Below are 19,619 nucleotides of genomic sequence, written 5' to 3' on the forward strand. Positions count from 1 at the left end.
CTTTTTTCGCTTATTTTGAGTTAGGTTTCCACCGTGTTAATATACCTATTCTTATACCCCAATCTTTTGAAACCCGAAACAAATCATATGTATTTATGGATATATAAAATAAAAAACCCGCTAGTCATGGACTGACAAGCGGATCATGGTTCTACAATGGTTTATAATACTGTTTATTTCATACTTGAATTCATGCACATCCATCAGCAGATTTAGATTGCTGGCATCACATTGCCGCCACTGACCGGGATATAAGCCCCAGTGATAAAAGAGGACAGATCGGATGCTAAAAAAGCTACCGCATTGGCGATTTCCTGATCTTCACCTCTGCGCTTCAGCGGAACCGTTTGAATATAACCCTCATCATATCCCGGCTCACTGGTCCGATCACGTTCACTGATTGTCCATCCTGGCGCAACCTGGTTGACCGTAATCTGATACTCGCCTACCTCCTTCGCCAGCACACGGTACAAACCGTCCATCCCGCGTTTTCCCGCCGTATACGCAGACTGGGTAGCAAAATTTTGCATCGCACATTCCGTATTGATACCAATAAATCGACCAGCTCTTGCTTCCTTCATCGTTGGAATGAATGCTTTTGCAAGATAGACACTCTGCATCACGCAAGATTCAAACTGGCTTATATAATCGTCCGGTGATTGTTCCAGCACGGTTGTCCAGGCATATTGGATAACCGCATTGGCAACCACAATATCCACATCGCCGAGGCTGGACTGAATTTCATCACGCATCTGAAATGCGGTTTCTTGTTTGGTGATATCACCCTGAACAATGACCGTTTTCCGACCGAGAGCTTCAATCTCGCCTTGAAGCTCTCTGGCCTTTGTTTCATTATTTATGTAATGCAGCGCGAGGTTTGCACCACAGTCTGCCAGCGTACGAGCGATGACCCTTCCCAATTGGCCGGTTGCTCCAGTCACCAGCGCCGTTTTACCTGTAAGATCTAATTTCATAGGGATAGGTCCCCTCCTTTAAACAACATGTGTATTAACGAAATTTAGCAATAAAGAAAAAAGGATTCGACAAAGATTGGACTCAATAATAAGATAGAAAACGATTTCGGTATTTGGCTATTATTCTGTTTTATTCATTGTGATCCATCGGTTTATTACTTTCCGTGCTGAATCAGATCGATTTCCTGGAAGCGACTAACTTCCTTTTCCCACCGTTCTTCGACATACTTACAGTGAACGGGGTGATCATTATAGGCATCATACGCAGCCTGATCGGCAAATACCATCGAGAAACTGTAATCAAACTCGTTCTTTTCGCTTACCTGACGCAGTACCTCAAATTGCTCCACACCTGGAATCTTCGTCAGTGCATCCGCACTTTCTTTCAAAAATGCCTCAGCTTCAGGTGTACCCTTGCCTGCGTAAAGTGTAAACGTTACCATATGTTTGATGCTACTCATCTCTATTTCCTCCTCAAGTATGATTTCACTCTGCTTCCTAGTGTACCTCCGTTTGATATGTAAGCGCAATAATTGTATGCAATTATTTATTTATCGTTGCTGATCTGGACACGGACAGCTATCTCATGTTAACTATCGGTTATTGGCAGGCAAAACACAAAAAAGCCCCGGAGATAAATCCCCGAGGTTTTCTTGTAATGGTAGGACAAACTATTTGATGTTGTATTTACGGTTAAATTTATCAACACGTCCACCGATGTCCACGTTTCTTTGTTTACCTGTGAAGAATGGGTGGGATGCGGAGCTAGTGTCCACACGGATTACCGGGTAAGTGTTGCCATCTTCCCATTCCATTGTTTCGTTCGAGAATTTAGTCGAAGAACTCAGGAATTTGTAATCAGCACTTGCATCGAAGAAAATTACAGTTTGTGTCTTTGGATGGATGTCAGCTTTTGGCATAATCTATTTACACTCCTTTAATATGGGTACTTCCTAGAATAGAACTAAACTTTATTATACTCTTTTTTTGGACGAAGTACCAGTCGGAATTGAAGAAACGATAATTATTTTACAATTCACACTGATCTGCACAGATTTCAAAGTTCAAGTTATGCCTTTCTCCAGTACGTTTAGCATGTATTCCAATGCTTCAAGTTCATCTCTTCCCCGGGTTTGTAATCTCACCACACTCCCGTGTCGAATGGGAAGAAGCGCCATTCCGAGCAGGCTTTTGACATCTACACGATGCTCATGATCAGCATCCGTAAATGACAATGATATATCCGAGGAAAAACGCGCCGCTTGAGAAGATACAGACATCAGATCATCCCGGTGGAAATCGGAGTGAATCATAAATTCATGTGTTCTCACAACCTTCAGTTCCTTTCGCTAAGTTGCTGTTCAACCAATTTTGTTGTGTATGATTTTATATATTAAAATCTTCAAGCATTATACCACGTTATGGAAGCTTGTTTAATCCTTTTATGGTGAAAAATACAAAAAAAGAAACCCTGAACATCAGGGCTCCCTTGAAATGGATTCATTTCCCGTTCGGATATACCATTACTTTCAGACTTCCACTCTTATTATGCAGTGCCCGTTCCATAGCCTGTTGTGTCTCCTCAAGTGAATAACGGTCGGTAATCAGCGACATCACATTATGCTGGCCTGAGCTCAGAAACTCAATTCCCGTAGGATACGTATTGGCATAACGGAAGATTCCGTATATATCCACCTCATTGTCGGCAATAAAAGGAACATTTAGTGCAATTTCGTCCTGTGCAGGCAATCCTACAATGGCAAGCTTGCCTCCGCGACGGAGCGAATATAATGCAGACTGAAGCGCCTTTGGATTACCTGCTGTTTCCCACGCCGTATCTACACCGACACCATTCGTTAACTCACGGATCACAGCCAGTGCATCTTCATTCCGTACATTAATGGTATGGGTGGCGCCCATGCGACGAGCGGCTTCCAGTCTCACTTCCTCCAGGTCGGTTACGATGATGCGTTCCACACCGAACGATTTGGCAGCTGCCACAGCCATCAGTCCAACAGGTCCCATGCCCATAATGGCAAGTGTTGTTCCAGGAGCCAGTTTACTGCGTCTTGCAGCATGAATGCCTACAGAGAAAGGTTCGTTCATCGCCGCCTCTTCAAAAGATAGATGATCCGGGATGGGAAAGACCATATCTTCACGGATTGTCATGTACTGCACAAATGCCCCATCCACCGGAGGTGTCGCCAGAAATTGCACATCGGGACACAGATTATATCGGCCTTCTTTACAAGCCGTACAACGACCGCAGGTTACCCCAGGCTCAATTGCTACCCGATCTCCTTCTTTCAACCGTGATACTTTCGAGCCGACAGATGCTACGATACCTGCACATTCATGTCCGAGTATAATCGGTTTCTCAACCACAAATCGGCCAATTCTGCCATGTTCAAAATAATGCACATCCGATCCGCAGACGCCAACCGCCATTACCTTAATAAGCACTTCGTCATCAGCAGGCTGGGGTAAAGCCTGTTCCTCCATGATAATGTTCCCAGGTGCTGTCATGACGGCAGCCTTCATAGTCTCGGGTAATTGATGATGTCCCATATATGTCCTCCTTCTCATGTTGCCAACGTTGTGCTCTTCACTGAAGAAGATTCGACTGTTCTATAAAAGTTAAACGAATGATTATAGCACTTGTCCGCTGCGCGGCCAGAACCATCTTCCGATCGCTGTTATCCCCAGAATCCAAGTTAAAATATCGTTCTGCCTTGTTCATCTGCAATGCCGCTTTTGCGATAGAAGTACGTATTGATCATGTCTCTCCATTCCTTGGCATGCTCCGCCTGCCCTGCCTGTAACGAAGCCACCTTATCAAATACAGTCGGATCAATCTTGCCTTCCAGCTGTCCCCAAGTTTCGGCTAACGCCGCTGCCTGCTCTGCTCCATCAAAATGTGTATCATAAATATGCTGAATGACCGTTTTGCCAGAATGCAGGACGTGGGTATATGGGACATGGTGGAAAAATAATAGCAGGTCATCCGGACAGGTATCTACAGATTCATATCTTTCGGCATTTTCCCGGTGGTATTGCGATGTATATCCCGTTCCACTGCTCACTGTCCGGTCCACGCCAATGCCATCACGATCGGCAAAATGATACGTCCCCCACTTGGAATACTCATAGCCATCTACATTAGGCCCATAATGGTGCTCCGGATTGACCATCCAGCCTACACCGAGCGGTGCCGTATAACTTTCATAGATTTCCAACGAATCCAGAAGCATGCCAGAGATGAGACGAACCACCTCTTCGTCATGTCCAAACGTAAGTCTGACCCACTCCTCCGCAATCTCTTCCGATGACAGCTCCGGATTCCAGGCCAGTCTTCCATATCCGTACAGATTCGCTTGAGCGAGTGGGTGTCCTGTCCAACAAGCGTCTGCGCCGATATTGGAGACTGCGGCAAAGCCGCTATAGGGCCTGTTGTACAGAGAGCCGTCAGCGATACGTTTGATTTCAGAGCCCTGACCCTTGGCAAACGTATCAAAATCCAATACTTCTTTCCACTGTGGAACCAGATAACACAAATGTCGCTGCTGGCCCGTATACTCCTGCGTAATCTGGAACTCCAATACCTGATTTGTTTGCTCCATGGCCCCGAACAACGGGGATACGGCCTCCCGAACCTGAAAGTCCATCGGTCCATTCTTGATCTGCAAAATGACATTATCCGCAAATCGGCCATCCAGTGGCTTGAAGTGGTCGTAGGCCGCACGCGCGCGATCTGTAGAGCGGTCACGCCAGTCCTGCTTGCAATTGTAGACAAAGCAGCGCCAGATCACCAGTCCACCGAATGGACGAAGAGCCTCGGCCAGCATATTGGCTCCATCGGCATGATCCCGGTTATACGTAAATGGACCTGGGCGATTTTCTGAATCCGCTTTGATTAGATAGCCGCCAAAATCCGGGATTGCCGCGTACACCTTCGCTGTCTGAACGTTCCACCATTCACGGACCTGCTCATCCAGTGGATCTGCGGTAAGCAACCCGCCAATCTCTATTGGACTTGCATAGTTGGCACTTAAGAACAATCGAATGCCAAACGCTCTGAATGTTGCAGCAACCTTGGCGACATCACCCAGGAAACGCTCCGTCAGGAACAAGGTTTCACGCTGATGCACGTTTACGTTATTGATCGAGATCGCGTTAATGCCTGTGGAAGCAAGCAGTCTGGCATAGTCCCGGATACGCCCAAGGTCCTTCGTGAATTCTCCGTTGTCATAGAAAATGGACTTGCCGGCATAACCGCGCTCGATGCTGCCGTCCACGTTATCCCACTGATTGATCATGCGTAAGGCATTAACGGGTTGCTCGGTAATATAACTTAGTCTTTCCGCGGCGGTACCCGCTTCAATTGAGCTTGCTTGCTCCAGCACTAGCTCCCTCAACAGATGAAAAGTACCATACAGAACACCTTGAGGGGTTTCAGAACCAATAAATAGCCTGCCGCGTTCCTTATCTTGGCGAATGATATAACCTTCGCCGTGTACGGCTGAGCGTTCCGTGTCGCTGAATGCTTGAGCTACCGCTTTCGAACCCTTCCAGGTACCAAGCCATACCCCTTGTGCCGCCTGATGAGCCAAATCCGGCTCACTCGCTTGGCTGAAAGCTGCATGATTAACTTTCGGCTTGACCCCAAACAGCTTATCGAACCCCTGAGTCAGTTCAGCTATGGCTGTTGATAGAAGTTCCTGATCTTCTTCCGCCGACACGGTATGGCCCCAGACTGGAGCTGCCTTTCTGGCAGCTCCCTTCCCCCCCGACTGACCTTGGAGATAACCAAGCCACGCATCATATTGCGGCCCGGAAATATGAGTTTTAAGGGTGGTGTTACTCATTGCACCGCCGCCTCCTTGCTGGCATAGATCTGCTCCAGACGAGTACCTTTGCCTTCCAGGAGCCATAGAATCGATGTTACACCACGCGGATAATACTTGCTTCCGACCGCGACGCCCGCCAGGATCTGGTCACTCCAGCACCAGTAGGACTCCTCTGGATGCAACAGCCAGTTTACATGGGCAGCATCAGATGCCTTCCCTGTTTCATCCCAAGCCACGCCCAGTAATTCTCTCGCTATGAACTGGGACAGATATATTTTGCTGAGCCATGAGTTATTACTTGTTGAGGACAGCTTCCAGCCTCCATCTTCAAACAGACAGGTACCAGGTACAAGAACGGTCTTAAGATGAGTTCGAAGTGCTTGCAGGTAAGGACCAAAACGGCCATTTACATCCAGCGCACCTTCACAGCCAGTGAAGTAAGGGAACACCAAACCTTCAATGGCTGGAATAATGCGTGAATCATTATTTTCGGCGATAACGGCCGGAATGTAACCCCCATCGGTCAACTGGGCTGCAATACTGGCTGCACAGCGATCCGCCTGACGGCCTGCATGATGGGACAGGTCACCCAGCTTCTCTGCTGCGAACAGCTTCTCCAGTGCAACATAGACAGCCCAGCATTTTCCTGCCAGGTAGATGTTATTCCGGGATTGTCCAAGAGACACATCCAGGCTGTCATACGTGGTAATCTCGGCTCCGCCCTTCGTACGGCTGCTATCAAGACCCATCAGGCCATTGCGTTGTTGTTCATCCGGATGATCCCGGTTTAACATGCTTTCGAAGCATTCACGGATGACAGGAAGCATCTCCTTAACAAATTCCCGATCCTGTGTCTGTTCAATATATACCGCTGCACAACAGAGCCAGTTGACCAGCTCTTCGTGACTCATTTGCGAAAAGCAGTCATCAATGCCCACCAGTTCATATGCCGAGTGTCCCGGACGCGAAAGTACATTGGCTACACCCATATCATGAGTGAACGTTTTGCCGCCCTGATATTCCTTCTCTTCGCCAGGGAACCGCACTTGGTCTGTGTAACTGTAGCGCTTCACAAACCACTCCAGTTCATTACGCACTGTCCAGGGATTCAAAGCTAATTCAAAATACAGCTGATCTGCAGTCAGATCAAGTGTGTTCATCATCCGGTATTCGCCTTCGTTTACGATCCAGAACGGTTCGCCGTCCGCATCCAGCAGTTGCGTGCTTGCATAGTAGCTATGAATGGAATGGGCAAGCATAAAGGACTGATCTTCACTCAAAGCAGCTACGCCAAGACGTTGCTCAACTTCCTTACAGGAAGCAGTCAACTCACTAAAACGGTCAAGCGCATATTGCCCAGCTTCCAGGATATCCGCAAAATAACGGGTATACCAATAGGTCGTGTCCATACCCGAAGTAACAATCCCGCCTCGATAGAAACATACGGCAAATTGAAACGTACGCTTCTCTCCCGCTGGAACGTCCATCAATAATGCAGCTGTTTCGCCCAATCCGAAAGCCAGATTCTCACGATGTTTCTCCTGTAATATCTTTTCCAGTGTAAATCCTCGCGCAGGCCATAGTCCCTCATCCGCAGACAAAATGGCGGTTAAGCGTCCTTGTCCAACACCGGTTAATGCTCCCCCCTCCGGTCCTCCGATGATACGCATGGCGGAGTAAGGATCATTACCCTGATAACCAAAATACGCTTTGCGCGGCTGCTGTCCTTGCGTGTTATCAATCGTCATCTCCACCAGCACCGCAGGCACAAGCGCATCCATTAATCCCTGACGATCGCCACTTAGCGGTTCGGGTACAGGGCGCACAGGTGAGTAGATACGGAAAGTCAGATCACCAGCCGTCCACGTATCTGTGCCCGAAGTAAATTCACGGGTAATATCTTCATCACGAAACGCTGAAATCAGCGAACCCGACATCTGCACTCCAACTCCAGCTCCAGCTGGTTTGCTCTCTTCACTTTCCGTTGAGGTCGACGCCTGATCCGAATCCGAATTTTCCACTTTCTCGACATCATACCGAACACTCGCATCCTCAACAGCTTCGAAAAATGGTAATGCTTCGTAGTTCTCACTGTCGCGAGACTGTAAACCGATATATATATTCTGATCTGCTGGCTTGCCAAGCTCCAGTCCTAGTCCGCCTTTGGCTCCTTTGTAACCAAGCGTGAAACTGGCGAAAGCTCCGATCGGTGAGTGATGGGCATTATAAAAAATGGATTTTTTGGATGTACTCATAAATGATAACCCCTCTCAAAATGGTTTGCATACGTTTTCATTAGCCCCATCCTACCATGGGCATTCCACCATAGACCATGGTCAAATCAATCGGATATTTACCCAAATCAAGCTGATAGACTATAATATAATGAAGCGGTTACAACCGTTTATGTTTTATCGTATTCCATCACTTCCGTCAGGAACAGCCATATATGATAAAGGGGGTCTTCCATGTCTTCCACCTATTTGCCTCCCGCTTTGGGAGAAAGTGTACATGAAGTGTTTTACCCGGATGTACAAACAACGGTGAATCTGTTCGCTATTCATTTGCGCAGTGTTGGAGCAGATTGGGATTATCCCGCGCATGAGCATCCGCAGTATGAACTGAATTATGTAACAGAAGGCGAACAATGCATGACAGTGAACGGTAAGGAGTATATTCAAAAGGCTGGCGAATTGCTCCTGATCCCTCCAGGAAGCATTCATTCCAGCCAAAGCCATAAGGGCAAGGGGTTCACCTATTTTTGCATGCATTTTGACATCGACGATCAGCTATTTCTCTCCTTGCTTGCACGAATCAAGCAGGTTTTGTTCGATGCAGAAAGTCCGGTTACCCGCCAGATCGAGCCTGTACTTTGCAAATTAATGTCTTCTGCTGACAATCGGGCGGCAAGTACAATGGTACAGCGTATGCAGCTGCAATCGGCAGTGTTTGAATTGTTCGGTCATTTGTGGGAAGCGGTCTCTCAGGAGGCAGCTCAATTATTCACAGATGGATATGAGAAAATTGAACTGGCTCACCAAATCCGTAATCGGCTGCAAAGCCTTGTGAGTCAACAATTCAAGCAGGGGCGTGAGTCCGACAGCCACTATGGCATTGATGATATTGCAGCCGAACTGGGTATCAGTTCCTCCCATTGTAACCGTGTATTCCGTCAGGTGTATGGTCAGTCTCCGCGTGTCTATCTGTCCGAAATGGTTTTGCATGAAGCCAAAGTTCTGCTGGGTAATCCCGAATTATCTGTTCAGAACATCGCTTCCATGCTTGGTTACAAGGATATTGCCCATTTCAGCCGTCAATTTAAGCGCTGGTCCGGTATTTCCCCATCACGCTACAGACAGGAACAGCCTGCTCCCGAATGAGTTTCATTCATTGAACCTCATTCTCGGTATGGCATATTAATTGGTATGCGATTTAACATTGATTCTTTATTTCAACAGACGTTTAATCGTCTTAAGTTTGTTATCGTACGGCGGATATAAAATAGACAAGTTCAATTTGGTGCTCTTTTTGAGCACACTTTTCATATGGGAGAAGGTCTCCAGGCTGTAACGTCCATGATAAGCGCCCAGACCTGAATGTCCTACGCCGCCAAATGGCAGACGCGGGTTAGCCACATGGGTAATCGTATCGTTAATGCATCCGCCTCCAAAAGAAACCTCGCGCATCACTTTATCCTGTAGCTGTTTATCGGACGTAAAGAGATACAGCGCCAGTGGTTTGGGCCGCCTTAGAATGCCTTCAATCGCCTCATCAATATGGGTATAACTGATCACTGGCAGAACCGGCCCAAAAATCTCGTCCTCCATTGATGCCGCATCCCAGGATTCCGCATCAATAAACGTAGGTTCAATAAAGCGATCTTCCTCATCGGAGCGACCACCATATATGACATGAGCCTGATCACGTTCGATAAGCGTCGTAAGACGTTTGAAATGAGCCTTGTTAACGATTCGCCCATAGTCCCGATTGTGCTGAATATCCGTACCAAAGAATGACTCCACCGCTGCTTTCATTTCAGTAATCAAGAGATCTTTCACCTGTTCATGAACAAGCAGATAATCCGGTGCGATGCAGGTCTGACCCGTATTGAGCAGTTTCCCCCATATAATCCGCTGTGCAGCCACTTTAAGATCTGCATGCTTATCCACGATAACCGGACTTTTACCGCCAAGCTCCAGTGTAACCGGAACGAGATTTTTGGCAGCTGCTTCCATGACAATTTTCCCCACCGGTACACTGCCTGTAAAGAAGATATAGTCAAACGGCGCGTTAATGAGCGCTGTAGTTGTGTCTTTGGCTCCTTCTACCACGTGAACGTAAGCTGGTTCGAAGACGGAGCTAATCATCTCCCGAATAACTGCGGAGACAGCCGGTGTGTTCTCTGATGCTTTGAGGACCGCCGTATTGCCGGCTGCCAACGCGCCAACGAGGGGTTCAATTAACAGCTGGAATGGATAGTTAAAGGGCCCGATAATCAATACCGCACCATAAGGCTCAGGAATGATATAACTTTTGGACCCGACCAGCGCGAATTGGGTTTTAACTTTGACCGGTTTGACCCATTTTCTCACTTTCCCTATGGTATGCGTGATACTATCCAGCATAAATCCAATCTCTGTGGTATACGATTCGAACTCACTCTTGCCCAAATCCTGATAGAGCGCCCCAGTTAGACGGGACTCATACTTCTGAATCGCCTGTTTCAGCCGGGTTAAATGTTCAATGCGAGCCTCGGCCGAACGAGTAGCCCCTGAGCGGAAAAATTGCCGTTGCTGCAGTAAAATCTTTTCCACTTCATGTTCGCTTAATTCCTGCATGACACTCATATAATCCAACTCCTCTTCAGTTAATGATGATTCGTTTAAACATACGAACATATAGCCTACATGCCTAGGCATGTAAACCATTCTTGCTTATAAGCATTCCTCTTCCATCGCGGTCACCAGTTCCTTTAATAGTGCCACTGAGGACGTTAATGAAGCGGAATAATATCGCTGTGTTCCCTTTTGTTCCACGGAGATGAGTCCTTTCTCAAGCAACAGTTTGAGATGATGGGATATTGCAGGCCGGGATAAGCTGAACTGGTCTGTAATTTCATTAACCGTCATGCTGCCTTTCTCACTGAGAGTAAGTAAAATAGCCTGACGATGGTTGTCACTAAGGACCTGAAATAAGGGGATACAACTTTGAAAAATGGATATCGCTTTTTGACCCATTGGTTTCACCTCTATGCAGTCTGCAGATAGTATATTGCTGCGTTCATCAGTTTAAACATTTAAACCTATGAGATGTATTTTACTCCATTCCCCTGTCAACAGCAAGATGCGCCCCAATAATTTGATAATGAGTTGTATAAAGCGCTTCCACACTACCATACAAGTATGGTAGTATATCTTTGAAGGAGTTGAAGTTGTGGAATATCCCCCTAGGTCTTCGTCCAAAGCCGATTTATTATCATCCTTAATAAGCCCGTCTTCTCTGAAAAAGCAGACTCTCTCTTCGCGTGACGCGGTCTATACGACGTTGAAGCAATTAATTTTGAGCTTGAAGCTGCCTCCCGGGACCGCCATCTCGGAGAAAGAGATTTCACTTGAGTTTAATGTGAGCCGGACCCCTGTTCGAGAAAGCTTTGTCCGATTGGCACAGGAAGGGTTGCTGGAAGTATATCCGCAGCGGGGTACCTATGTATCTCTAATTCAGGTTGATCTCGTGGAAGAAGCACGATTCATGCGTGAACAGCTTGAGCGTGCCGTTATACGGCTTGCCTGTGTGCAATTCCCGGATGAACATTTGAAGATATTGCAGCAGAACCTTACACAGCAGCAGGAATGCATACTTGAACCGGATGATGAACGGATGTTCAGATTGGATGAGGAATTCCATAGTACTCTCTTTGCAGGCTGCAACAAAAGTAATACCTGGTCCGTGATCCAACATATGAACGTGCATCTGAACCGGAGCCGGATGCTCCGCCTGTCTTCGGATCATCATTGGGATCACTTGATTGAACAGCACCGATCCATGGTTCAGGCCATACAGGAGCACGATGCCCGAACGGCGGAGCACATCATGCAGGAGCATCTGCACTTAACCGTCACGGATCTGGCTGTCCTGCGGGATACATACCCTTCCTATTTTCAATGATGGATAGATCTGTTCTTTATACTAATCTTGATGAGGTGAACGTGATGAGAATGGTTTTTCGCTGGTTTGGTGAAGGCAATGATACTGTAACGCTTGATCACATCCGTCAGATTCCCGGTGTCGAAGGTATTGTATGGGCGCTTCACGATGTTCCGGCAGGTGATGAATGGCCCATGGACAAAATTTTGGCGGTCAAAGCCGCTGCAGATCAGGCCGGGTTACATCTGGATGTCGTTGAAAGTGTTAATATTCATGAAGATATCAAACTCGGTCTGCCTACACGTGACCAATATATTGCCAATTACAAAAAAACGATGGAAAAACTCGCCCAGGTAGGCGTTAAAGTCATCTGTTACAACTTCATGCCGATTTTCGATTGGCTGCGAACCGATTTGCATAAGGAGATGGAAGATGGCTCTACGGCCCTCTTTTATGAGAAAAGCAAAATCGCCGATATTGAACCGTTGGAATTGGTTCGACGCATTACCGAAAATTCCGCATTAACGATGCCTGGCTGGGAGCCGGAACGATTGCAGTATTTAACAGGTCTGTTCGAAGCTTATAAAGATGTAACAGAGGATCATATGTGGGAACATGCCCGTTATTTCCTACAGGAGATCATTCCTACTGCTGAACGATTAGGTATTCGAATGGCTATTCATCCGGATGACCCGCCATGGCCGATCTTTGGTCTGCCGAAGATTATTACCAGTCAAGACAACATTCGCCGATATCTGAATCTTTATGACAGCCCTTACAACAGTGTGACGCTGTGCAGTGGCTCACTTGGTGCCAATCCAAATAATGATATTATCGGCATGATCCATGAGTTCAGGGACCGAATTCCTTTTGCACATATCCGTAATGTTAAAATTTATGATAATGGTGACTTTATTGAGACCTCCCACCGCAGTCAGGATGGTAATGTCGATATTGCGGGTGTTGTAGAGGCCTATCACGATATTGGATTTGAAGGTTATGCACGACCGGACCACGGACGCCATCTCTGGGGTGAACATTGCAGGCCGGGATATGGACTCTATGATCGGGCTCTGGGAATTATGTATCTTTGGGGCGTCTGGGACTCCCTGCAAAGGAGGTCTAAATCATGAATAACTTTGCCAAAGAAAGATCGACACGTCTGGAAGGAAGAACAGCCGTAATTACTGGCGGGGCAGGCGTTCTGTGCCGTTCCATGGCTGAAGAGCTGGCGCGCCATGGCGCAAGTGTAGCGATTCTGAACCGTACCGTATCCAAAGGGGAAGAAGTCGCTGCGGCAATCGAAGCTGCCGGCGGGAAAGCGATCGCTGTAGCTTGTGATGTGACCCAGGCTGACAGCGTCATAGCTGCAGCAGCAACGGTTCTGGAGAGGCTGGGCCCCTGCGACATCCTTATTAATGGAGCGGGCGGCAACCATGCCAGCGCTAATACTACGAATGAAATTTTCAGACAGGAAGATCTGGATCAACCGGGTATTACTACTTTTTTTGATGTAAGTGTTGAGGGATTCCGTCAAGTAATGGATCTGAATTTTGTCGGTTCGCTCATCCCTACCCAGATTTTCGCAAGACAAATGATTGAACGTGACGTACCAGCTACCGTCATTAATATTTCGTCGATGAGTGCACCTTCGCCCATGACCAAAGTTCCTGCGTACAGTGCAGCGAAAGCCGCGATTAACAACTTCACGCAATGGCTTGCGGTACATTTGGCAGAATCGGGAATCCGGGTAAATGCCATTGCACCAGGGTTCTTCCTGACTGAGCAGAATCGTAATCTGCTGCTTAAGCCCGACGGCTCGCCGACAGAGCGTTCAAGCAAGATCATTGCACACACGCCTATGCGGCGTTTCGGCAAACCGGAAGATTTGCTGGGTACGCTGATGTGGCTGGCTGATGAACGGCTATCCGGTTTTGTTACAGGTACGGTTATACCTGTGGATGGCGGGTTTATGGCCTACTCCGGTGTATGACCTCTGTTCTATTTCATGAATCATTTAAATCAAATCTATGTACCTCATCATCATCCGAAGCCTGGGTTACTATCCAGGTTTCGTTTTTTTTGCGTTCAAGAATAAGAATATCCAGCATAGGAAAAGCTTGTATTAGTCCGCTAAACCGGAGTACATGAAAGATTGGACTCCAGCGTCAAGATTTCACATATCGTATGGCGAAGTGAAGGAAGGTGATACATTCATGATGGAAGAAACATGGGTTGTTGCTGTACGGTCTATTATTGCCTTTTTGACCCTGATCATCTATACAAGGGTGCTGGGCAAACAGCAAATGGGCAACTTGACGTATTTTGATTACATTAACGGCATTACGATCGGTTCCCTTGCAGGTACATTTGCGACGGATCTATCTTCCAAAGCGTGGATTCATTTTGTAGCCTTGACCATTTTTACAATCATCACGATCGTCTTTCAGTATATTACGCTGAAAAATCGTACGATCTCCAAACTGATGGACTCTGATCCTACACTGGTCATTCAGAACGGTAAAATTCTTGAACAGAACCTGCATAAAATGCGTGTGAAATTCGACGAATTGACCATGATGCTGCGACAAAAGGATGTATTCGACATCACTACGCTGGATTATGCCATTCTTGAACCGGATGGCAGTCTCTCTGTGGTGTTGAAACCGGAAAACCAACCAGTAACGGCAAAAGATATGCATATGCATCCTGCCAAGCGCAAGCTGATGACCGAGATTATCATTGACGGCGTCCTGATTAAGCAAAATCTGAAGGAACGAAACAAGGATAACAACTGGCTCAGTGAACAGCTTAAGAAGCAAAAAGTAACAATACAGGATATTGCTTTTGCCGCCATATTGCCTAACGATAAATTGTATATTGATCTGTTCGAGGATAAGATCACCGATAAAATCGATATGGGCGATTATGAGGGGCCTTTCTAACCCTTTACATGAAGGAGGCGGTTGAATGAAAACGCGTTTCTGGTTGCTATATGTGCTTCCGATCTGCCTCTTGCTTGTGTTCACAGCGATTATGGTTAGCGGGACCTTTCTCAAGAAGCCCTTTGGCGCTGATGATCGCTTGCTTGAGTCTATACACAAACTGGAAAAGCAGGTCGAAGGCAAACAATGGACGGAAGCCAAATCTCAAGTTAATTATGCAATGAATGCCTGGGAAAAAATCGTCAATCGCATCCAGTTCAGTGTGGAGCGTGAGACAATCTACGATATTCTCGGTACCCTGGCAAGGATCAAAGGCGGCGTTGCCGCAGAAGATGATAAGGCGATTATGGAAGAAATTTATTACTTTTATGTGTTATGGGATAATCTTGGCGACTGACCCTGAGACAAACAAAAGGCACTCTCCTTTAATATAGATTAAAGGAGAGTGCCTTCTCTGTTTTGTTAAACGTTACGCCCACGTAATCCACGGGATTTTGGCGTGCGGGCCGTGCTTTCCTTTCGGAAAAAGAGCGTAAGTGCTCCCTTCGCGCACCACAATGCAAACAGTGCAAATAGCGTCCCCCAGAATAGTGCCGGGAGGAAGGTCTGCTGTGCCAGATTCGCTGCATCTCCTGCCTGTGAAGGCTGTGTCCAGGACAACAGCCCGACGTACATGGCACTGACAACGGACTCTTCCAATGTAAGAAAAGCCAGTAACAAATAATAGAATTTCGCAATTTTGGCACCAAAAATCATAATCACGACATTCAGGGCAATGAAGCCTGTAAGCCATAACATCCCGAATTCTCCCCTTACATAGAAGAGAAGCGACACAAGAGCTACACCTGTCATGATGCCAAGTCCCCACATGTGCCGTCCTTTTCGATATAGATAAAATAGTAACCATGCAAAGAGGGATGCGGTGATATAACCCGCCAGGGAAACCACTATGGATCTTCCTGGTGTCAGCATGGACGAATAGGTTACACCGCTATGATCAGCGTATAATTCAATACGCAATACTTTGCCGGATAACAACAATGTCACCAGCGCATGGCCAAATTCGTGAATCATCGTATCCAGGTTACGAAACAATGAAGAAAACGGGATAAAACGGGTCAGTATCGCTGAGCCCATCAGAAACAGTATGGTTTTGAGCCATTTATTCAATCCGGTCCTACCTCCCTTGCCATCAAGTAAAACTGCCTGTCTGTATACTACGTCGCTACATTGTAATCGTTTCGATCCATAAAATGTGCAGCACAATATTGCATCCACCAACAAAAACTCCGATTATGACCGATGAAAAAAGAAGACAGATCATAACGACCCGTTCCTGTCTCCAATGTGACCAGCAATCTGTTGCGCATCCGCGTCAGCGCATAAGTCACAAATTGATCGGCTGCCTCATTTTGTACAAGTGTAACATAGGCATACAGGGAATGATCTACCGGTTCGTCGAGCGGGCTTACACCTGCACAAGAAAACTCGGTGCTTACGCCTGCTTTATGAAGCAAAGTCAAGGCATCGACAAGCTCAGCATCCACTTCAACACCGTTCCAGATCTCCGTTCTCTTCGCTGCGACCGTCTGCTTCTCGCGTTCCGTCCAGTGCATTAACTCCAGCTTGCGTCGTCTCCATAGATGGGCAGGCTGCTGGCTTAACAGCACTTCCTGTTCTTCATTTAAATCCATAAGCACGTCCTCCGTCCCTGCGTTATCTCCGATCACCTTGAACAACGAAAAGAGCACATCCCTGTGCTCTCTGCGTGGCAAAAGATAAAGGAATGGCACAGCCACTCCTCAGCATGTTGTATTATTGTACCTTTTTCGATGACAGGCATCAAATGAGTTAATCTTATCCATGTATTCAGCTTCCTGACGAATCAAAGGCTCTATTCATTCAATGCCAGTTTCAGCGCCTCCAAATTCTGGCGCATTACACCGATGTAATCCATTCCTGCTGCAATTTCCTCTTCCGTCAACCCTTCAATCGGGTTCAACACAGCCGTTTTGGCCCCTACTTCACTGGCGATGGTCTCAGACACTTTGGATGAAACCAACGTTTCGAAGAAAATCGTCTTGACCTGGTGCTCCTTGGCAAAATTAATAACGGATGCCATTTGCGCTGCCGAAGGCTCTTGTTCGGGGGATAGCCCGGCAATCGGTATTTGCTGCAGACCATATTCCTGTGCGAGATAACCGAATGCAGCATGCTGTGTGATGAAATCTTTACGTTTGCTGTCTGCCACAGTCGCCTTGAAGTTCTGATTCAGCGCCTCCAGTTTAGCTATGTAGGCATCGGCATTTTGCTTAAACTGTTCAGCATGTTCAGGTGCAGCCTGTGTGAGACCAGCCTCGATATTCCGTACTTCCTTCACGGCAAGTGCAGGTGACAACCATACGTGGGGATCAAGTCCACCGTGATCGTGGTCATGTGTATGTGCTTCTTCTGCTTCGGCGTCATGATCGTGATCATGCTCCTCTGTCGTGGCTTCATCCGTCTGGTCATGCGTGTCCGTTGTATCGGCATGTTCGTGTTCATGCACATCTTCTTCTGAACCTTCCAGCAGTTCGATCCCATGACTCGCTTCCACTTGAATGAGTTTGGCATTGGTCAGACTATCCGTAACTTGATCGATCCAGGACTCCATACCCGCTCCATTATAAACAAGCACATCCGCTTTCTCGATGCTCGCCATATCCTGTGGTGTCGGTTCCCAGTCATGGGGTTCCATACCGGCAGGAACAAGTGTATGAACATTGGCCAGATCACCAGCTACATTTTTGGTGAATTCGTACATCGGATAGAAGCTAACCTCAACGTTTAGTTTGGCCTCTTCTGTCTCGGCTGGCACTGGTGTGTTGGCAGAGCTTGTGCTCGAATCCGAAGCGGCCTGATTTTGTCCACAACCGGCTACGATAAGTGTAAGACTGAATAATAGTGCAAGAGCTGAACTTTTATTGAATTTCATGTGTTGTATTCTCCCTTGAATGTATGAATAGAGTCGCGCGTTGTTGTTTTATTTCTTTACGATGACGTTTACGGTTATATCGTCCAATCAGCTTCTGTGCTGATATTCCAATCAATAGAAAGACCAGCAGGATGAGAGCAATCGTTCCTCCCGGTGGTGTATTTAAATGATAAGAGGTTGTCAGTCCGCTAAAAATACCGATTAATCCGGTGACGATAGCGATAAGGATCGCTGCTGCAAAACTGCGTGACAATCTCAGTGCCAGGGCAGCGGGCAGTACGATTAATGCAGAGACAAGCAATACGCCGACAATCGGCATGGCTGAAGCTACAGTCATCCCTGTCAGAACAGCAAATGCAAATGATAAACTTTTAACCTGAATGCCTCCAATGGAAGCTGTCTCTTCATCAAACGTCAAATTGTACAAGAGTCTTCGGAGCACGATGAAAAAAATCAGTCCGATGACGCATACAGCCGCCATAATCCACAGTTGCATATCACTAACCGCAACGATGGAACCAAACAGGTAGGAGCTGAATGTCTTGGATAGATTGGTTTTCAGACTCATGAGCACTACAGCAAGAGCCAGCCCCGATGTCATAATGATCGCTACAGGCACCTCGCTATACGTCAGATAATTTCGCCGAAGTTGTTCCACCAGTAATGCACCGATAATCGCAATCACAAATCCACAGATCACCGGATCAAGGTTCATCACGGAACCCAGGGCAACCCCTGCCAATGAAACATGGGATAACGTATCCGCCATCAATACCTGCCGTCGCAGCATAAGATAGACTCCCAGAATCGGTGCAATGACTCCGATCAGTCCGCCTGCCCAGAAAGCACGCTGCATGAATTCGTACTCAAACACTGCCATTCCTCACTTTCTTGCCGCTCCAGGGTAATCGTCCGATCCAACCGATTGCCCATCTCTTCCAGTCCGTGGGTTACCATAATGATAGTTAGTCCATGAACGTCGGCATAATGGCGCATCAGATCATAGAACCCTTCACGACTGCGTCGGTCCATGCCTGTAGTCGGCTCATCCAACACAAGTACCTGCGGCTCGCCTGCCAAGGCTCTGGCAATGCAGATCCGCTGCTTTTGTCCACCCGACAGTTCGCCAACCCGGGCGTTGCGGTATTCCCACATGCCAACTTCCCGCAAGCTGCGCTCCACAATCGCTTCCTGCTCAGATGTGAATCGACGGAACAAGCCGAGTTTGCGGTAACATCCGGATCGCACCAGTTCGATCACCGTACTGGGAAATCCGCTGTTGAATGATGCGACCTGTTGGGGTACATACCCGATGTTCAGCTTGCTGCCACGTATGGACTGTGCATTCATATGTACCGTGCCGCTCCAGGGCTGTAAAAGCCCCAGCAGCAACTTCAATATGGTTGTTTTCGCAGAACCGTTGGGGCCTGTAATGCCCACAAACTCCCCAACATGGATATCCAGCGACAATTGGTCAATGACAGGCTCTTTGCCGTATCCAAATACCACATCACGCATGGAAGATAAGATCATGGTGTTACCCCTTTTTCGTAAATATTACGATGTAAAAATGACAAAAAAATTATCTGGTTTCCCGGTGAATCGTCATCTTCTTCAATCGTGGTGAATATTTCTTCAATTCGATCCGTTCCGGATGGTTACGCTTGTTCTTGGTTGTTGTATAGTTGCGATCTCCGCACTCAGTGCAGGCTAAAGTTACGATGACTCTCATGAA

Annotated in this window: 21 protein-coding genes; 6 read left to right on the forward strand and 15 right to left on the reverse strand. The window is 47.1% G+C overall.

The features are described from left to right. Positions 1–212: 212 nt before the first annotated feature. The 7 genes from ACFTRD_RS15335 to ACFTRD_RS15365 all read right to left on the reverse strand — a co-directional run bounded on the left by ACFTRD_RS15335 (position 213) and on the right by ACFTRD_RS15365 (position 8,076). Positions 213–974: an SDR family NAD(P)-dependent oxidoreductase gene (locus ACFTRD_RS15335; protein ID WP_379381527.1), complete on the reverse strand. Its 762-nt coding sequence runs from the start codon at positions 972–974 to the stop codon at positions 213–215. A gap of 155 nt (positions 975–1,129) precedes the next feature. After that, positions 1,130–1,435, reverse strand: coding sequence for a Dabb family protein (locus ACFTRD_RS15340; protein WP_379381529.1), 306 nt, complete (start codon positions 1,433–1,435; stop codon positions 1,130–1,132). A gap of 210 nt (positions 1,436–1,645) precedes the next feature. After that, positions 1,646–1,894: a type B 50S ribosomal protein L31 gene (locus tag ACFTRD_RS15345; protein WP_062319704.1), complete on the reverse strand. Its 249-nt coding sequence runs from the start codon at positions 1,892–1,894 to the stop codon at positions 1,646–1,648. 144 nt (positions 1,895–2,038) lie between these two features. Then, positions 2,039–2,305: an HPr family phosphocarrier protein gene (locus tag ACFTRD_RS15350; protein ID WP_379381532.1), complete on the reverse strand. Its 267-nt coding sequence runs from the start codon at positions 2,303–2,305 to the stop codon at positions 2,039–2,041. A 169-nt stretch (positions 2,306–2,474) separates the two neighbouring features. Beyond that, the gene (locus tag ACFTRD_RS15355; protein ID WP_379381534.1) at positions 2,475–3,542 is read right to left on the reverse strand and encodes an NAD(P)-dependent alcohol dehydrogenase; all 1,068 of its coding nucleotides are present in this window, start codon (positions 3,540–3,542) and stop codon (positions 2,475–2,477) included. A 146-nt stretch (positions 3,543–3,688) separates the two neighbouring features. After that, positions 3,689–5,839, reverse strand: coding sequence for an alpha-glucuronidase family glycosyl hydrolase (locus ACFTRD_RS15360; protein ID WP_379381536.1), 2,151 nt, complete (start codon positions 5,837–5,839; stop codon positions 3,689–3,691). Further along, positions 5,836–8,076, reverse strand: coding sequence for a glycoside hydrolase family 52 protein (locus tag ACFTRD_RS15365; RefSeq protein WP_379381538.1), 2,241 nt, complete (start codon positions 8,074–8,076; stop codon positions 5,836–5,838). The genes ACFTRD_RS15360 and ACFTRD_RS15365 overlap by 4 nt, the downstream gene beginning before the upstream one ends. Before the next feature lie 213 nt (positions 8,077–8,289). Here ACFTRD_RS15365 and ACFTRD_RS15370 point away from each other — a divergent pair, with 213 nt between their 5' ends. Next, positions 8,290–9,201: an AraC family transcriptional regulator gene (locus ACFTRD_RS15370; protein WP_192267402.1), complete on the forward strand. Its 912-nt coding sequence runs from the start codon at positions 8,290–8,292 to the stop codon at positions 9,199–9,201. A 66-nt stretch (positions 9,202–9,267) separates the two neighbouring features. Here ACFTRD_RS15370 and ACFTRD_RS15375 read toward each other — a convergent pair whose 3' ends face one another. Both ACFTRD_RS15375 and ACFTRD_RS15380 read right to left on the reverse strand, forming a co-directional pair. Continuing rightward, positions 9,268–10,659 carry an aldehyde dehydrogenase gene (locus ACFTRD_RS15375; protein ID WP_379383059.1) on the reverse strand — a complete coding sequence of 464 codons (1,392 nt, stop codon included), beginning with the start codon at positions 10,657–10,659 and terminating at the stop codon, positions 9,268–9,270. A gap of 96 nt (positions 10,660–10,755) precedes the next feature. Further along, positions 10,756–11,058, reverse strand: a complete 303-nt coding sequence (locus ACFTRD_RS15380) for an ArsR/SmtB family transcription factor (RefSeq protein WP_379381541.1) — start codon at positions 11,056–11,058, stop codon at positions 10,756–10,758. A 247-nt stretch (positions 11,059–11,305) separates the two neighbouring features. Between ACFTRD_RS15380 and ACFTRD_RS15385 the strand changes: the two genes are divergently transcribed. From ACFTRD_RS15385 to ACFTRD_RS15405, 5 genes are all read left to right on the forward strand, one after another. Further along, complete coding sequence (locus ACFTRD_RS15385) at positions 11,306–11,986, forward strand: GntR family transcriptional regulator (protein ID WP_379383061.1); 681 nt, start codon at positions 11,306–11,308, stop codon at positions 11,984–11,986. 44 nt (positions 11,987–12,030) lie between these two features. After that, positions 12,031–13,098: a mannonate dehydratase gene (gene uxuA, locus ACFTRD_RS15390; RefSeq protein ID WP_379381543.1), complete on the forward strand. Its 1,068-nt coding sequence runs from the start codon at positions 12,031–12,033 to the stop codon at positions 13,096–13,098. Further along, a complete protein-coding gene (locus ACFTRD_RS15395) occupies positions 13,095–13,958 on the forward strand; it encodes an SDR family oxidoreductase (protein WP_379381545.1) in 864 nt (287 codons plus the stop codon). Before uxuA ends, ACFTRD_RS15395 begins: the two co-directional genes overlap by 4 nt. Positions 13,959–14,181: 223 nt before the next feature. Beyond that, complete coding sequence (locus ACFTRD_RS15400) at positions 14,182–14,910, forward strand: DUF421 domain-containing protein (protein WP_379381547.1); 729 nt, start codon at positions 14,182–14,184, stop codon at positions 14,908–14,910. A 25-nt stretch (positions 14,911–14,935) separates the two neighbouring features. Beyond that, complete coding sequence (locus ACFTRD_RS15405) at positions 14,936–15,307, forward strand: DUF4363 family protein (RefSeq protein WP_053780601.1); 372 nt, start codon at positions 14,936–14,938, stop codon at positions 15,305–15,307. 65 nt (positions 15,308–15,372) lie between these two features. Here ACFTRD_RS15405 and ACFTRD_RS15410 read toward each other — a convergent pair whose 3' ends face one another. From ACFTRD_RS15410 to rpmG, 6 genes are all read right to left on the reverse strand, one after another. Further along, positions 15,373–16,080, reverse strand: coding sequence for a M50 family metallopeptidase (locus ACFTRD_RS15410; protein WP_379381549.1), 708 nt, complete (start codon positions 16,078–16,080; stop codon positions 15,373–15,375). A gap of 47 nt (positions 16,081–16,127) precedes the next feature. Further along, complete coding sequence (locus ACFTRD_RS15415) at positions 16,128–16,604, reverse strand: hypothetical protein (RefSeq protein WP_379381551.1); 477 nt, start codon at positions 16,602–16,604, stop codon at positions 16,128–16,130. A gap of 200 nt (positions 16,605–16,804) precedes the next feature. Next, positions 16,805–17,884, reverse strand: coding sequence for a metal ABC transporter substrate-binding protein (locus tag ACFTRD_RS15420; RefSeq protein WP_379381553.1), 1,080 nt, complete (start codon positions 17,882–17,884; stop codon positions 16,805–16,807). Beyond that, on the reverse strand, positions 17,871–18,764 hold the full coding sequence (locus ACFTRD_RS15425; protein ID WP_379381555.1) for a metal ABC transporter permease: 894 nt from the start codon (positions 18,762–18,764) through the stop codon (positions 17,871–17,873). The genes ACFTRD_RS15420 and ACFTRD_RS15425 overlap by 14 nt, the downstream gene beginning before the upstream one ends. Beyond that, positions 18,710–19,417 carry a metal ABC transporter ATP-binding protein gene (locus ACFTRD_RS15430; protein WP_379381557.1) on the reverse strand — a complete coding sequence of 236 codons (708 nt, stop codon included), beginning with the start codon at positions 19,415–19,417 and terminating at the stop codon, positions 18,710–18,712. Before ACFTRD_RS15430 ends, ACFTRD_RS15425 begins: the two co-directional genes overlap by 55 nt. 49 nt (positions 19,418–19,466) lie before the next feature. Next, positions 19,467–19,616 (reverse strand): 50S ribosomal protein L33, encoded by a 150-nt coding sequence (gene rpmG, locus ACFTRD_RS15435; protein ID WP_024631975.1) that lies wholly within the window; start codon positions 19,614–19,616, stop codon positions 19,467–19,469. Positions 19,617–19,619: the final 3 nt, after the last annotated feature.

Origin of the sequence: Paenibacillus sp. NPDC056933 (assembly GCF_042674385.1) — a bacterium.
Classification (GTDB): Bacteria; Bacillota; Bacilli; order Paenibacillales; family Paenibacillaceae; genus Paenibacillus.